The organism is Pseudoalteromonas peptidolytica (assembly GCF_012641745.1).
Classification (GTDB): domain Bacteria; phylum Pseudomonadota; class Gammaproteobacteria; order Enterobacterales; family Alteromonadaceae; genus Pseudoalteromonas; species Pseudoalteromonas peptidolytica.
Window position 1 is genome coordinate 183,375 of sequence record NZ_WEHZ01000002.1, and the last position, 14,561, is coordinate 197,935.

The window sequence follows — 14,561 nt, forward strand, 5'->3', positions numbered from 1 at the left end:
ACATAGCGATTGAGATCACTGTATTACTCTTCGTCTTCAACGAGTGTCATCAGTGACGTGTTACCACCAGAGGCTGTGGTATCGATACTGATGGTTTTCTCAGTCACAAGGCGATTAATTAAGGTATCGTAATACTCGGCACTTATCACTGGAAGAATTGCGCCTTTACGCTCAGCTAGTTGCTGTGAGAAGTAACCTAAACGAGAAGAACGTGCTGCCACAACTGCGCCAGAAAGGTGCGGATGTGCCAAGATTGCTTGTAGCTGATTTTGCTTCGCTACTTGGAAAACACCTTCAGCAACACCAGTAGAGATAAACTTATCTCTAAATGCTAATGCTTCTTCATAGAATAAGTCTGATGCAACGGTAATAACCGTATTACCTGCAGCAAGCGCGGTGATAATAGAGATTGCCCAGAAGTTAAATGAAGTGCTCTTGTCAGCATACACAACAACGCAACCACGAGGCTCAAGGTGAAGGGTATTAGATTCACCTGTAGGACCCGGTAGTGTGGTGTAAGTACGCATGCGCTTTTCTAAACGGTTCAACTGAGCACGTGCATCAGACAGAGTTAGCGCAAGGTCATCAGCTAACTCGTCGATAATATCGACTGTTGCTACCTTGGCAAGTAACTGACGTACCGCAGAAACTCGATCATTCAATGCGGTACGACGCCAAATTTTTTCGTCACGCATAGAGTTTCGCATTAATTTTTCAACCTGCTCAACTGCACCTGGGAAATGGTGGATCTCCAGCTCATCCGGTGTGAGGTCGGTCATTTGTACGTTGTCAGGAGATGCTTTCTCTTTCACTAGGCGAAGTAGGTAGTTTGGACCACCTGCTTTTGGACCCGTACCAGATAATCCACGGCCACCAAATGGCTGTACGCCTACGATTGCACCAATCATATTACGGTTTACATACACGTTACCCGCACGCGACATCTTAGCTAGGTATTCGCAGCGCTCTTCGATGCGAGAATGAACACCCATGGTTAAGCCGTAGCCGGTTCCATTGATCTGATCGATAACGTTATCTAAGTCTTCAGCCTTAAAGCGCACAATGTGAACAATAGGACCAAATACTTCACGCTTCAATACGGATAAATCAGAGATCTCATATAAGCGAGGAGCAAAGAAATAAGCGCCATTTTCACTATTGTCTGGTATTTTCGCTTCAAACAATAACTTACCATTAGCCTTCATGTATTCTGCATGCTTGGTTAATGTCGTCAGTGCTTTTTCGTCGATTACTGGACCTACGTCTGTAGATAGTAGCGATGGATCGCCGATATGTAGCTCTTTAAGCGCGCCTTGGATCATCTCAATAATGCCGTCTGCAACATCGTCTTGTAAGAACAACACGCGAAGGGCAGAACAGCGTTGACCCGCACTTTGGAAACCTGAAGAAATCACATCATCCACAACCTGCTCTGGCAGTGCAGTTGAATCAACGATCATACAGTTTTGGCCACCGGTCTCCGCTATCAACGGAACCTGAATATCGTTTCTTTCAGCAAGGATCTGAGAGATAAGCGTACCAGTTTCAGTTGAGCCGGTGAACATCACAGCTTGAATACGTTCATCTGGTACAATATGTTTACCTACTTCGCTACCACGAGCGATAACAGGCTGTACCACGTGCTGAGGTAAGCCGACAGTGTGCATCAACTCGATACAGCGTAGTGCAATCATACTGGTTTGTTCAGCAGGTTTTGCAATAACGGTGTTACCAGTCACAATAGCCGCAGCCACCTGACCTAAGAAGATTGCCAGTGGGAAGTTCCATGGGCTAATACATAAAATCACGCCACGGGCTTCAAAGCGCTCGTCTTTAGACAGCTCTTCAGCGCGGGCTGCATAGTAGCGACAAAAATCAACAGCTTCACGCACTTCATCGATACTGTCTTGAGTGACTTTACCTGCTTCTTTAATACAGATGGCAACTAACTCGTCATGATGACGCTCAAGAATGTCAGCCGTGCGGCGTAGTAAATTTGCACGCTCTTCTACAGGTGTCTGTGACCAGCTTTCAAATGCAGCATCTGCATTTGTTAATACACTCTGCATATATGCTTCATCGTGTAAAGGCACAGCACCAATAACCTGTTTGTGGTTGGCTGGATTTCTTACTGCAAGATGGCCGTCAGGTACTTGAGCTTCGTCGATCAGGTGCTCGTTAAACCAATTGTCTAGGTTTGCTTTGAACGGCGCTAAATCGTTGATGTCGGTTAAATCTTTACCCTTTGAGTTTGGACGCTCATCACCATACAGCTCAATTGGTAATTTAATCTGTGTATTATAACGGTTACGTAGACCTTGCAGTGTTTCTACAGGATCTGGGAGCAATGATTCAACAGGCTTAGATGTATCAACAATCGCGTTTACGAATGATGAGTTAGCACCATTTTCAAGCAAGCGACGTACTAAGTACGCGAGTAGATCTTCGTGCTGACCAACCGGCGCATAAACGCGGCATTGAATACCTTCGTTTTCGACGATTTGATCATAAAGAGACTCACCCATGCCGTGTAGACGCTGGAATTCAAAGCCCTTATTGTCGCCTTTGGCAACTTCTAAGATAGTCGCAGCGGTATACGCATTATGTGTTGCAAATTGTGGGAACAATACATCGCGGGCTTCTAGTAGCTTGATAGCACAGGCTTTATAAGAAACGTCTGTAGTTGCTTTACGAGTGAAAACAGGGAAGTGCTCAAGACCATCTTGTTGTGTGGTTTTGATTTCAGTATCCCAATAAGCACCTTTTACAAGGCGAACCATTAATTTACGGCCGACGCGACGTGCCAGTTCGGCAACCCACTCAACTACAAAAATAGCACGCTTTTGGTATGCTTGTACCGCAAGGCCAAAACCGTTCCAATCGCCAAGCGCTTCGTCTGAGAATACGGCTTCAATTACATCTAATGAGATGTCTAAGCGGTCGGCTTCTTCAGCATCTACCGTAAATCCAATATCGTATTGTTTAGCGGCAACGGCAAGTTCTTTTAACTTAGGCACAAGCTCGCTCATCACGCGATCGCGATGTGTAAATTCGTAGCGTGGATGAATCGCTGAAAGTTTAACTGAGATACCTGGGCTTTTCACCGGGCCACGACCTTTGGCCGCTTTACCAATAGCGTGGATTGCACTCATATAACTTTGGAAGTAGCGATCCGCATCTTTCATCGTACGTGCACCTTCGCCTAGCATGTCGTACGAGTATACATATCCTTTTTGTTCTTTATCAGCTGCACGAACGATGGCGTCTTGAATGGTTTCACCCATTACAAACTGCTTACCCATGATCTTCATCGCGTAGTTCACAGACTTACGGATAACAGGCTCACCAAGACGACCAATTGTGCGCTTAAGCACACCAAATTGCTCTTCTTTATTTTTGTCTGAGTAGTTCACCATTTTACCGGTAACTAATAGCCCCCAGCTTGACGCGTTAACGAATAACGAGTCACTGCTACCTAAATGTGAGCTCCAATCACCTTTTGCCAGCTTGTCGCGGATCAGGCTTTCTTGTGTCGCTTTGTCTGGTACTCGAAGCAAGGCCTCTGCCAAGCACATGAGCACCACGCCTTCTTCGGTAGAAAGAGAGAATTCATTTAAAAGCGCGTCAACGCCGTTTTGACCATCTTGATCTCTACGGATATTTAAAACCATTTGACGTGCACGTTCCCATGCTCGGCTTCGAGCTGTAACGCCTACCTCAGCTAAAGGTAAAATATGATCAATTACTGCGTTTTCATCAATGCGGTAAAAGTCACGGATCTTTTGTCGGATAGGACAGTTAGTTGTCAAATCGCCGTTATAAAGCATAAGCAACCCTCAAAAATTGGAGTCAAAAATACATGTAATTCGAATCTACCTAAAAAGTTACACTTAACGTGAACTCGGCACTACCATTCCAAATAAAAGCATACCCAAGCTGGCAGGTTGGATTAATATGTAGTTCCACTTTTATAGATAGACGCAATTACGACAAAATGATGCAGTCACATTGCTAACCATAACACACCTAGAGGTGCGTTCAAATTTTAGCCAGAATGCACAATGTAAATGTTCAAACAAGGCTGTGTAAAAACGTGAAATGTACAGCGTTGTCTTTTATCGTTAATTTCGCGGGCATTCTATCGAAAAGACAGCAGAATATGCTGTTTTATTTTTAAGGAATACGGTAAATTTGCGGGTAATCTCACAGCCTCACAAAATTTTATGCTGATATGACGACTTCTATTAAAACTCGGGTACTTGACCGCATTGATTTAGCGATTTTAGATGCGTTGCAACGCAATGGCCGGATCTCCAATGTAAATTTGGCAAAAGAGGTAAATTTGAGCCCAAGTCCTTGTCTTGATCGAGTAAAAAAACTTGAAGCGGAAGGGTATATTGAAGGGTATACCGCCAGATTAAACGCGGCAAAATTAGGACAGCATTTAGTCGCACATGTAGAGATCACGTTAAAGAGCTCAACAGAAGCGGTGTTTGAAGTATTCAAACAGCATATAGTCCACATTCCCAATGTTGTTTCTTGTGACATGGTGGCGGGAGGGTTCGATTACTTGGTTAAAATCCGAGTTCAGGACATGCGCCAATACCGTGAAGTGTTGGGGCAAATTGTTGAAATACCGGGAGTTGGTACTAACCATACGTATATGGTAATTGAACACGTTAAAGAAGATATGGGTGTAGAAGTGCTGAATTACCAGTAGTATGTTAGTTTAAGCCAATAAAGGAATAGTGAATGCAAAATGTCGTACTTATTACAGGTGGAAGTCGTGGAATTGGTGCCGCGACCGCACGTCTTTTAGGTCAACGTAACTATACGGTGATCATCAACTATAAACAAAATCATCAAGCGGCACAAAGCGTCGCTAACAGCATTATTACCAGTGGTGGTAAAGCTTACGTTGTTCAAACAGATATCACCGATGAGCAAGCTGTGGTGACGATGTTTGATAAAATCAAAGCCGATATCGGCATGGTAACGCATTTGGTCAATAACGCTGGAGTGTTGAGTACTCAGACGAGAGTAGAGCACATGAGCGCAGAGCGCATCAATAAAATGCTGACCCATAATGTTACTCCTTATTTTATTTGTGCGCGTGAAGCTATCAAGCACATGCGTTTGAGCGCTAATCCATCACAATGCGCTATTGTGAATGTATCGTCGGCAGCTTCTTATTTAGGTGGCGCTAATGAATATGTGGACTATGCCGCGGCCAAGGGAGCAATAGACAGCTTTACCAAAGGTCTCTCTTTAGAACTCGCCGCTGAGCAGATCCGCGTAAATGGTGTAAGGCCAGGCTGTATCTATACCGATATTCACGCTGATGGTGGTGAGCCGCAAAGAGTCGATAGACTTGCAAGTGCACTGCCGCTAAAACGTGGTGGAACCGCAGAAGAAGTTGCCAATGCGATCGCTTGGTTACTCAGTAATGAAGCAAGTTTTACAACTGGTGGGTTTATTGATCTGGCTGGTGGTAAGTAACGTGCAGTAAAAGATGGTGAGCATGATAGCTACCACGCTCACCAACGAAAGTCCTAACTTTATTATTGTTAATTAAGGTGCTTCGTATGCTGTTATTCATACAGCTGCTCTAGATAAACTTTTCATATAACTCCCTATTAACCTTCGCCAAGCTGCGTTCAAGGTTGGCTTTTTCTTGCATTAGTTTCTGCCAATGTGTTTGCTGTTTTTTATCAGACTGGCGCAGCGCATCATATAACTTTCGCTTTGGGATGCCAAAAGTCTGCGCCGCTTGTGATGGGGTGAACATATCACTTTTAACTGCACGTATTGCAGTTTTTAACTTTGAGGTCGTCATAAATTTACTCCTCGTTGCTGAGCGTAATTGTCGTGTCATGTATGGGCCAGACACTAACGTCAACATGCCAAAGTAAATACATAGTTTGATAGATGGTATTCATGATGTTGCTCCTTGTGTGAATGCAACAGGGAATAAGGAAGAACTATGCCAAAACTCAAGCTTATGATTTATATGCTTTTTATTCTTGTTTGTTCACGTGGATTGCACAACTTTAGTGATAACAAAGCATACATTGCACCGAATTGATCAAAGTTATAGCGGTTCAATTATAAGTTTAATTCAGATCAAATTGCAGTAAATAAAGTAAATAAAATGTTTATTTTTTAAGTTTAAGTAGTAAAATTTGTGCGAATTTATTGAAGGAGTATGTTTCATGTCGGAACTATCAAGAACACAAGATATAACGGAACCAGAGGGTTTGCAGTTCAAAATCAAAATTGATGAAATTGCAGTTAACGCCTGTGATGGCGAAACGGTTCTATCGGTTTTATTGGCAGCAAATTACAAACAGATTATGGAAAATGATCGTCAAGTGGTGTCAGGCGCTTACTGTGGGATGGGCGTTTGTCACTGTTGTCAGGTGACTATTAATAAACAACACAAACAAAAAGCCTGTCAAACTTTGGTGCAACCAAATATGCAAATTGAAACAAAACAAAATCGTTTTAAGCAGGTGGGAGCTTGATGATGGCTGCTGACCAACCAGAAAAGATAGTTATTATTGGAGCAGGCCCTGCGGGTGTGAGCTGCGCGGCAGAGCTGGCTAAATATGGACTAAAAAGTACCTTAATTGATGAGGCTTCAAAAATCGGGGGGGTAATTTATCGGGGGCCGTTACGCCAGACCACGAAATTGCCACATTTGGATGAAAATTTGAAGCGCGCTATGGCGGCACTTAAAGTTCGATACTCCCAGTATGAACAGGATATAACACTGCAACTTCAAACCAAAGTGCTTGGTCCTGAGGGTAAGAATTGTTTGTTATTGCAATCTCAAGAGAAAATCACACAAATTGAATATAACAAGCTAGTTCTCGCGACAGGTTGCCATGAACGTAGTGTCCCTTTTGATGGTTGGCAATTACCTGGTGTGATGTTAATGGGTGGGATGCAGTTGCAGCTAAAAAGTGGTTTAGTCCGCCCCGGACGTAAAGTTGCGTTGGTGGGAACTGGGCCGCTATTGCCTTTGGTTGCTTGTCAGCTACATAAAGCGGGAGCGCAAGTTGTTGGCGTATTTGAAGCCAGCCGTTTTAGCGATTTGGCAAAAGAAACCGTTGCACTTTTGCAGCGGCCAACACTGACTTTGTCTGGTTTAAGTATGTTGGCGTATTTGAAAAAGCATCAAATCCCGTTCAAGTATGGATACGGTATTGTCAAAGCTGAAGGTCAAAGCCAACTATCAGGGATCACCGTGGCACCATTTGATGAGAATTGGCATGCAAATGTCTCAAAAGCGCAGCACTTAGAAGTTGATAGCCTTGGTGTGGGGTATGGATTTGTTGCAAGAACCCAGTTGGCGATGTTGCTAGGACTTTCGCATCAATATACTGGTACTAATGGTTACATACCAATGCTTGATGACAACCTGCGAAGTAGCCTAGATGACGTATATGTTTGTGGTGATGGTAATGGTTTGTTAGGTGCCGAAGCTGCCATTATTGAAGGAAAAATTGCGGCGACAGCACTGGCTTATGAACAGCACTGCTTTAATGAAGCACAGTATCATCGCAGAATGCGCAAACTAAAACGTCAACGTAAACAAGTGCAAAAGTTTAGAGCCGGATTTGACCGCTTTTCGGCAAGACGTGAAGGGTTATTAGCTCTGACTAAACCTGATACTGTTATCTGCCGATGTGAGCAAGTGAAGCGTCAACAACTGGATGTCGCATTAGCGCAAGGTGCAAAAGACTTATCTAGTATCAAGATGAGAACCCGAATTGGCATGGGAGATTGCCAAGGAAAGATGTGTTCAAGCTATGCGCTAGATAGATTACATGCAGAAGGGCACATTGAAACACTTGGGGTGATCAGACCCAGATTTCCGCTCGACCCAATACCATTTACATTACTGGAGAATAATAATGAAGCAGTATGATGTCGTTATTGCCGGTGGCGGAGTGATAGGGGCTGCTTGTGCCTATTTTCTTAGCCGTGATACTGACTTGAAGATAGCACTAGTAGACTTAAAAAAGCCAGGAAACGCGTCGCGCGCTTCAGCTGGTGGGCTGTGGGCAATCGGCGAGTCTGTAGGGCTTGGTTGTGGGGTCATCTTTTTTAAAACGCTGTCGAAATTGCAAAGTGAAGGTGACACCGCTGCCGCAGAAACATTGCGACCACACCAGCTGCCCGAGTGCTTTTTTGAATTAGCATTGAAGTCAAATGAGCTATATCCAGCGCTTCACGAAGAAATGCTTACAAGACACGAAGTGGATTTTAAATTTGAGCGGACTGGGCTCAAGTTCATAATGTACAATCGTGATGATGAAGTTTATGCAGACAGTATTGTTTCTGGGATCCCACATTTATCTTCGCAAATAAGGTGGTTAGATCAGCAACAATTAAGAGAAGAAGAGCCCTATATTACGCCTGATGCAATTGGTGCAATAGACTTTATTTGCGATCACCAAGTTAATCCATACCGCTTGGTTGACGCCTACACAGAAGGGGCGCGTCAAAATGGTGTTGAGCTTTTTTTAAATACCGAAGTAGTCGAAGTCTTACGTGATGGTCACAAGGTAATCGGGGTAAAAACACCAACGGATACCCTATATTGTAATACGCTGGTTAACGCCGCTGGTGCGTGGGCTGATGAGATTTATCATCAAGCAACGGACAAGCACATGCCGGTATACCCAGTGAAAGGGCAAATTGTTTTATCAGAGCGTATGCCCAAGGTATTGAATGGCTGTATTAGTACCAGCGATTGCTATATTGCCCAAAAAGATAATGGAGAGATCTTAATTGGCTCGTCAACAGAAGAAAAAGGCTTTGATACGACCAATAGCCTAGACAAAATTCAAACCTTGTCTCAAGGTGCAATGAAGTGTTTACCCGTATTGAAAGAGTCGAGTATAAAGCGATGTTGGGCTGGGCTCAGGCCAGGTACGCCTGATGAGCTGCCAATATTAGGACATGTAGACGGTGTAGAAGGGTATATCAATGCGTGTGGCCACTTCAGAACAGGAATACTCATGTCTGCAATCACGGGTAAGCTGATAACAGAGTTGGTTATGGGTAAGCCAACCTCCGTTGACCTAACTCCATTTCGAGTTGAGAGGTTTGACTAACCAGTTGATTTAGATGCTTTAATAGGATATAGGTAGTACATACCAAAAGCGCTATTAAGGTTAAATTTACGGTGCAGTTACTCAAGCCAAAGAGGCTAAACAAAGGCGATACCATCGCAGTGGTATCGCCTAGCTGGGGAGGCCCAGGCACATTTCCCCACATTTTTGAGCAAGGCGTAAAAAACCTGCGTTCGCTTGGGCTGAATGTAGTAGAGATGCCCTCGACGCGACTGGCCGCAGATGTGATTTTTTCATCGCCGCAGTTACGCGCAAAGGACATTAATGACGCCTTTGCAGATCAGAATGTAGCCGGGATAATTTCTTCTATTGGTGGCTCCGATTCAGCGCGGATCCTGCCTTATTTAGACAAATCCGTTATCATCAATAATCCCAAATTTATGATGGGCTATTCTGACTTTTCTACCCTCACTACACTCCTGAACCAATGGGGCCTAGTCACCTTTAACGGCCCGTCGGTCATGGCCGGTTTCTCCCAGTACCACAACGCTAGTGCTGAATATCAAGCATATTTAGCGCAGGCACTGTTCGGTGAAATCCACTATCCAATATTTAAAAGCTATTCTCATGGCTATCCAGAGTGGGCGATACCAGAAAATGTAGGTAAATTACATCCCACAATCGCGACAAATGGCCCAAAAGTACTGCAAGGGACGGGACAAGTAGAAGGGCAGCTATTTGGCGGCTGTTTTGAAGTGATGGAGATGCTAAAAGGCACGAAATACTGGCCATCACCGTCATTTTGGCAGGGAAAATTGTTGTTCTTAGAGACCTCTGAGGATAAACCCAGTCAAGACTATGTTCGGTTTTGGTTACGTAACTATGGCGTAATGGGCGTGTTTGAAAAAGTATCCGGTTTGATGATTGGCCGCGCCCGGGATTACAGCGAGCAGGAGATGACGGCGCTTGATGATGTGATTGTATCTGTGGTTCGCGATGAGTTTGGCTGTAAGGATTTACCTATTATCACTCGGCTTGATTTTGGCCATACCGATCCGCAGTGGATTTTGCCGTTAGGAATACAGCACCGCTTGGAGCTGGACAACTTCAGTCTAGAGGCGATAGAGCCGGTATTTGACTTACTCTAATGGCTCATGTTCGACCTTATTGCGAAGGTGAAGGATTTAGGCCTTATCTGATTGGCTGTTATGAGCGAGAAACAGACGCTCGCTTCAAAACTCTTTTGGACAGAAACGCTTTGGTTCATTGGCTGTATTAGGTGAATTCCGCATAAAAATTCTATGGGCTAGCGTCATGATAAGACGCCCAATAGCTTAATCATCTTGTTATACCGTGATCAATCATCTAGCCTTTTCATGGCTTTACGGTAAACATCGCTACGTTCGCGTTTTCCGACTGCTAAGACGGTTACAATGATGACATCGTCTTCAATTTTGTAGACGAGACGGTAGCCCGATTGACGCAACTTAATTTTATACATGTTGTCAGCTCCAGAAAGCTCTGAAGCCGGAACATGTGGGTTATCTAAGCGCTCGATTAACTTTTTCTTAAATTGTTGTTGTAGAGTAGAGCCAAGCTTTTTCCACTCTTTGAGTGCGCTCTTTTTAAAGTCGAGTTTATAGGTCATCAATATTTACCGAAATGCTTTCTTCAGATTCACGCTCTTTAGCGATAGCTAGTAGTTCAAGATCTTCGAGTCTGTCCATCATCATTTCGTACGCTTCGGCAGGTACGCAATAAAATGCCGGCTCATTTCGGTTTAGTACAGCAACAGGTTCGCCATAAGCACTAGTTGCAACTTTCATAGGGTTAGCTTTCAACTCAGTAATGCTTGCAGCAACATCGGCTAAAATTCTAGTGGTCATATAATCGGTCTCTTAGGTGGTCTTTATGTTGGTCATTTTAGCCTCAACCAAGCGGTATAACAAGGCGTTCAAGTGGGATTTGGCACGCGTGGCATTTTTAATATGCGTTGAGTTCAGTGTTTAAGGCGCGTTGCAGAGGCTTTTGTATTGCGTGCCAGCATCCCTTAACGCGGCGTTATGTACCTATGGTAGAAGGTAAATAGTTTATCAATATCATCACCAAAAGTGTCGATACAATGCTAATGCCGAAGACAATACTTGGCGACACAACATTTATATTTGTTAGCCAGTTTTTGGAACTATCTAACAAGCTTTCATCACTTTCACTAATAGATTTAATTTCGATAGAAATTACGTTCATGGCTTTATAACGGCGCATCAGTTCAACCAAATGTATTATTGCGAAGATCAAGAAAGAAATACTTACTAGATATTTTCCACTTGTATTGAGTTTCTCTCCTAAGCTAATAACTCCTGCGGATATTGCTACTACAAATGTTAAATACATAGTCCACAAGGTAACTACTTTATCGTGGTTTTTTTCTAACAAGTCGATCCAGTCTTTGAGAGACAGTGAGTTACTCATGATTCACCTTTAATTAAGAAGTGATGAAGGTACCAACGCCCTGTTAAGGTGTGAGCAACGCAATACCGATGCCGCCGCATAACACCTTAAACACCTAAACGCAACGCATAGCAAAAATACCAAGCGTTGCGAATCACTCTTAAACAGATTGTTATGTTCGTTCTATTTCGCTGAACTCCAAAGTATAAAAGTCATGATTTAAAGATGCTTTCCATTGCTCTATGTGACGATAGTTATGGAGATCCTCTTGATAACTATCGATCGTACTTTGACTAACATTTAACCCATAGATTATGGAGTTAACATGACCTACTTTAAATAGATATAAACTACTAGGATCAAAACTAAGTTCAACCAAATTGTTAGCGTATGCTTCTCGTACTATTTCATCTGATATTTTATCCAGATAAACGGTGAACCTACCATTTTCATCTTCGCTACCTATAGCAAGTAGTTGGCTTAACACATGTTTATTTTTCAAACGATGAACATCACTCACAATAATTTTGTCAGCTTGATCTAACCGAAGAGTAACTCGGTGCTCTTTTTCGTAAATCCATTCATCACTTTTCTGTTGGAAAATTTCGAATAGGATTCTATCCTGACCTTCCGCTGAAATGTTTGAATAATCAAAGTCAAAACGGTCAACACGGTATCTAGGTTGTTTTCGATACATGACAGGAAGGCACTCACCATGAAACATTTCAAAACCTTCAAACAAGCTAGTTGAGTTAAGTCTAGGCTCATGCAAATGAGTAAACATGTTGCCGTTAAAAGCAGATTTTGCCCAGAACCCGATAACCGCACCTTTATGTTCATTGGCGTAATGCGACCACATTAATAAATTATCTTTAGCTTCAGTTAAGCTAATCACGCCAATTTTATTTTTGTTTTCCTCAATATAGGAAATTAACTCGCTCGGTGAATCACATATTTCAAAATGAGGACAGAGGTCAGACAAAGCTTCTTTGCAATAGGTAGCCTCAAAGGGATCATTTAACGCAGATAACTGAGAAGCTCTGATATAGCCTTCTTTCAGAAAATACTCAGGATTCGACATATATTTATATAAAAGTTTCACTACAACTCCAATGTTAAATGACCTTCGAGAACATAACAATTTAATATCGACCCAATGGGTTGTTTTCTTGACTATAGGAGAAGTACGGCGAAACTGTATATAAATACAGTCAACTTTCAGAGCTAACTCAATGAGAGCTCGTTCGCCATTTTTAAACCATATCGTCAAATTTATGCTGACTAAGCAATATTTGGTTAGAACCGATGATACCCCGTTGAGCAAAGTTTTCTAGCTTGTTTTGGGGCATTTTCGATTTAGGAATGGCAGAGAAAATAAGTGGCACCCATCTAGATTAACATTCAAGCTGAGGAAGTGAAGTAAAAAGTATGTAAACACTTCTATCACTTTGGTCAAAAGTACAGAAACTAATGACACCCACCGCTAATAACAATGAATGTCATCGCTGTTTACGCCTGAAACCTCAGACTACACCAGCATCAAAAAACGCATCGACCACGCCGAGCTGGGAAAGCAACCAAAAAACCTACTACGCTTTGTGGGCAGCCCACGAAAACATATGCCAAAAGGCCTGCCTTTTGAACTCAAATCCTATATTGAATTGGTTGAACTCACAGGCCGTTGTATTCGAGTAGATAAACGCGGTTATATCTTTGAGTTTCAACACATTTTCACTCGCCTAAATATAGAGCCTGAGAACTGGATAAAACTCACTACGCAATTTTCTCGGGTGTTTCCCGGTGCAGTTGGTCGAGAGCGAACAGTAACCGCTTACTGTGAAACACTGCAAAAGCGACGGCGGACAAACCTAACAAACTGCGAGCGCTTGTTGGCTTAACAAAACTAACACTATCAACTCGAAAGTCTATAACTGTTGTATTTACAACGCTTTGTCATGCGCGATAACCCAGTTTTAGTGTAGAGATACGCTTGGGCGCTAAAAACTGGCCTACCGAAAAACGTTTTTGTACCCAGTGATTGAGGTGTTTATATATTTTCTTTATTTCACTACCTCAATTTGGATGCTAATTGTGATGGGTGTCCTTTTTTTACCTTTTTTTAGGGCTAGATACCCTCGGCTATCCGATTGTGTTTGTGTGCCAAAGTGACACAAAGATTGCTTATTGCACACTTTAAGACCATAATGCACATGTGACATTTTGACATAATAGGAGATAACATTATGGCTACTACTTTGCCTCGCATCACCGCTAGAGTTGATGTCGATACACAAGACTTACTTACTAAGGCTGCCGCGATCGCCGGCATGTCTAGCATCAACTCGTTTGTTCTAAGCGCTGCAATCGAAAAAGCTAAACAAGTCATCGAACGTGAACAGGCTTTAAAACTGAGCCAAGCAGATGCGATGCTGCTCATGGAAGCTTTAGATCGTCCTGCAACACAGAACTCAAAACTAAAAGCTGCTGCTGATCGATACGAGAGCAAAACTCAATGATGAATACGGTCCTTCTAGATAAAGCTAAACACGATAGAAACCGATTCAACTGTGGCATCGAAGCTCTCAATAATTACTTAAAAGTAATGGCGAGTCAGCAAGCAAAGAAGGACAACACCAGAACTTTTGTTTTGGAAGATGATAGCGACAACTCACATGTTATCGGCTTTTACACGCTAACAATGGCACCAATTGACTTAAAGGCATTGCCTGATAAGTTACAAAAAAAGCACCAATCATCCACCTCAGGTGGTCTGATTGCTCGCCTTGCTGTCGATGACCGATACAAAGGGAAAGGATTTGGTGAGTGGCTGCTTATCGACGCACTCAGAAAACTATTAGCAGCTAGTGATAGCGTTGCATTTCCAGTTGTTATCGTTGATGCCAAAGACGGAGCAAAACATTTCTATGAACGCTATGGTTTTCAAGCATTTCATGATGCCGAAAACAAGCTCTTCATCACCATTGCAGATGTGAGAGCAAGCTTAGGCTAGTTAACCGCTAGCCTTTA

General features: G+C 42.9%; 14 protein-coding genes and 1 pseudogene. 9 read left to right on the top strand and 6 right to left on the bottom strand.

Annotated features, from left to right (window positions below):
• Positions 1 to 23: 23 nt before the first annotated feature.
• Positions 24 to 3,827, bottom strand: a complete 3,804-nt coding sequence (gene putA, locus F9Y84_RS02025) for a bifunctional proline dehydrogenase/L-glutamate gamma-semialdehyde dehydrogenase PutA (RefSeq protein ID WP_147390728.1) — start codon at positions 3,825 to 3,827, stop codon at positions 24 to 26.
• A 404-nt stretch (positions 3,828 to 4,231) separates the two neighbouring features.
• On the opposite strand from putA, the gene F9Y84_RS02030 reads away from it, so the two are divergent.
• Positions 4,232 to 4,720, top strand: coding sequence for a winged helix-turn-helix transcriptional regulator (locus F9Y84_RS02030; RefSeq protein WP_125250857.1), 489 nt, complete (start codon positions 4,232 to 4,234; stop codon positions 4,718 to 4,720).
• A gap of 32 nt (positions 4,721 to 4,752) precedes the next feature.
• Positions 4,753 to 5,499: an SDR family oxidoreductase gene (locus F9Y84_RS02035; RefSeq protein WP_147390727.1), complete on the top strand. Its 747-nt coding sequence runs from the start codon at positions 4,753 to 4,755 to the stop codon at positions 5,497 to 5,499.
• A gap of 109 nt (positions 5,500 to 5,608) precedes the next feature.
• On the opposite strand, the gene F9Y84_RS02040 is transcribed toward F9Y84_RS02035, so the two are convergent.
• Entirely contained in the window at positions 5,609 to 5,836 is a 228-nt protein-coding gene (locus F9Y84_RS02040; protein WP_147390726.1) for a hypothetical protein, read from the bottom strand.
• 376 nt (positions 5,837 to 6,212) lie between these two features.
• Here F9Y84_RS02040 and F9Y84_RS02045 point away from each other — a divergent pair, with 376 nt between their 5' ends.
• The 4 genes from F9Y84_RS02045 to F9Y84_RS22495 all read left to right on the top strand — a co-directional run bounded on the left by F9Y84_RS02045 (position 6,213) and on the right by F9Y84_RS22495 (position 10,231).
• Entirely contained in the window at positions 6,213 to 6,524 is a 312-nt protein-coding gene (locus F9Y84_RS02045; RefSeq protein ID WP_125250854.1) for a 2Fe-2S iron-sulfur cluster-binding protein, read from the top strand.
• Entirely contained in the window at positions 6,524 to 7,933 is a 1,410-nt protein-coding gene (locus F9Y84_RS02050; RefSeq protein WP_225740681.1) for an FAD/NAD(P)-dependent oxidoreductase, read from the top strand. The genes F9Y84_RS02045 and F9Y84_RS02050 overlap by 1 nt, the downstream gene beginning before the upstream one ends.
• Positions 7,920 to 9,125, top strand: coding sequence for an NAD(P)/FAD-dependent oxidoreductase (locus F9Y84_RS02055; RefSeq protein WP_128732582.1), 1,206 nt, complete (start codon positions 7,920 to 7,922; stop codon positions 9,123 to 9,125). The genes F9Y84_RS02050 and F9Y84_RS02055 overlap by 14 nt, the downstream gene beginning before the upstream one ends.
• Positions 9,126 to 9,196: 71 nt before the next feature.
• Positions 9,197 to 10,231: a S66 family peptidase gene (locus F9Y84_RS22495; protein WP_147390725.1), complete on the top strand. Its 1,035-nt coding sequence runs from the start codon at positions 9,197 to 9,199 to the stop codon at positions 10,229 to 10,231.
• A gap of 209 nt (positions 10,232 to 10,440) precedes the next feature.
• Here F9Y84_RS22495 and F9Y84_RS02065 read toward each other — a convergent pair whose 3' ends face one another.
• The 4 genes from F9Y84_RS02065 to F9Y84_RS02080 form a co-directional block, all read right to left on the bottom strand.
• On the bottom strand, positions 10,441 to 10,731 hold the full coding sequence (locus F9Y84_RS02065; protein ID WP_147390724.1) for a type II toxin-antitoxin system RelE family toxin: 291 nt from the start codon (positions 10,729 to 10,731) through the stop codon (positions 10,441 to 10,443).
• A complete protein-coding gene (locus tag F9Y84_RS02070; protein WP_005377003.1) occupies positions 10,721 to 10,969 on the bottom strand; it encodes a type II toxin-antitoxin system Phd/YefM family antitoxin in 249 nt (82 codons plus the stop codon). The genes F9Y84_RS02065 and F9Y84_RS02070 overlap by 11 nt, the downstream gene beginning before the upstream one ends.
• Positions 10,970 to 11,144: 175 nt before the next feature.
• The gene (locus tag F9Y84_RS02075) at positions 11,145 to 11,555 is read right to left on the bottom strand and encodes a hypothetical protein (RefSeq protein ID WP_147390723.1); all 411 of its coding nucleotides are present in this window, start codon (positions 11,553 to 11,555) and stop codon (positions 11,145 to 11,147) included.
• A 151-nt stretch (positions 11,556 to 11,706) separates the two neighbouring features.
• Positions 11,707 to 12,636 carry a DUF2971 domain-containing protein gene (locus tag F9Y84_RS02080; RefSeq protein ID WP_147390722.1) on the bottom strand — a complete coding sequence of 310 codons (930 nt, stop codon included), beginning with the start codon at positions 12,634 to 12,636 and terminating at the stop codon, positions 11,707 to 11,709.
• Positions 12,637 to 13,045: 409 nt separating this feature from the next.
• Here F9Y84_RS02080 and F9Y84_RS02090 point away from each other — a divergent pair.
• The 3 genes and pseudogenes from F9Y84_RS02090 to F9Y84_RS02100 all read left to right on the top strand — a co-directional run.
• A pseudogene (locus F9Y84_RS02090) lies at positions 13,046 to 13,432 on the top strand (transposase); the annotation flags it as partial.
• 345 nt (positions 13,433 to 13,777) lie between these two features.
• On the top strand, positions 13,778 to 14,050 hold the full coding sequence (locus F9Y84_RS02095; protein ID WP_017420534.1) for a type II toxin-antitoxin system TacA family antitoxin: 273 nt from the start codon (positions 13,778 to 13,780) through the stop codon (positions 14,048 to 14,050).
• Positions 14,047 to 14,544 (top strand): GNAT family N-acetyltransferase, encoded by a 498-nt coding sequence (locus F9Y84_RS02100; protein WP_147391067.1) that lies wholly within the window; start codon positions 14,047 to 14,049, stop codon positions 14,542 to 14,544. The genes F9Y84_RS02095 and F9Y84_RS02100 overlap by 4 nt, the downstream gene beginning before the upstream one ends.
• The last annotated feature ends 17 nt before the right edge of the window (positions 14,545 to 14,561 follow it).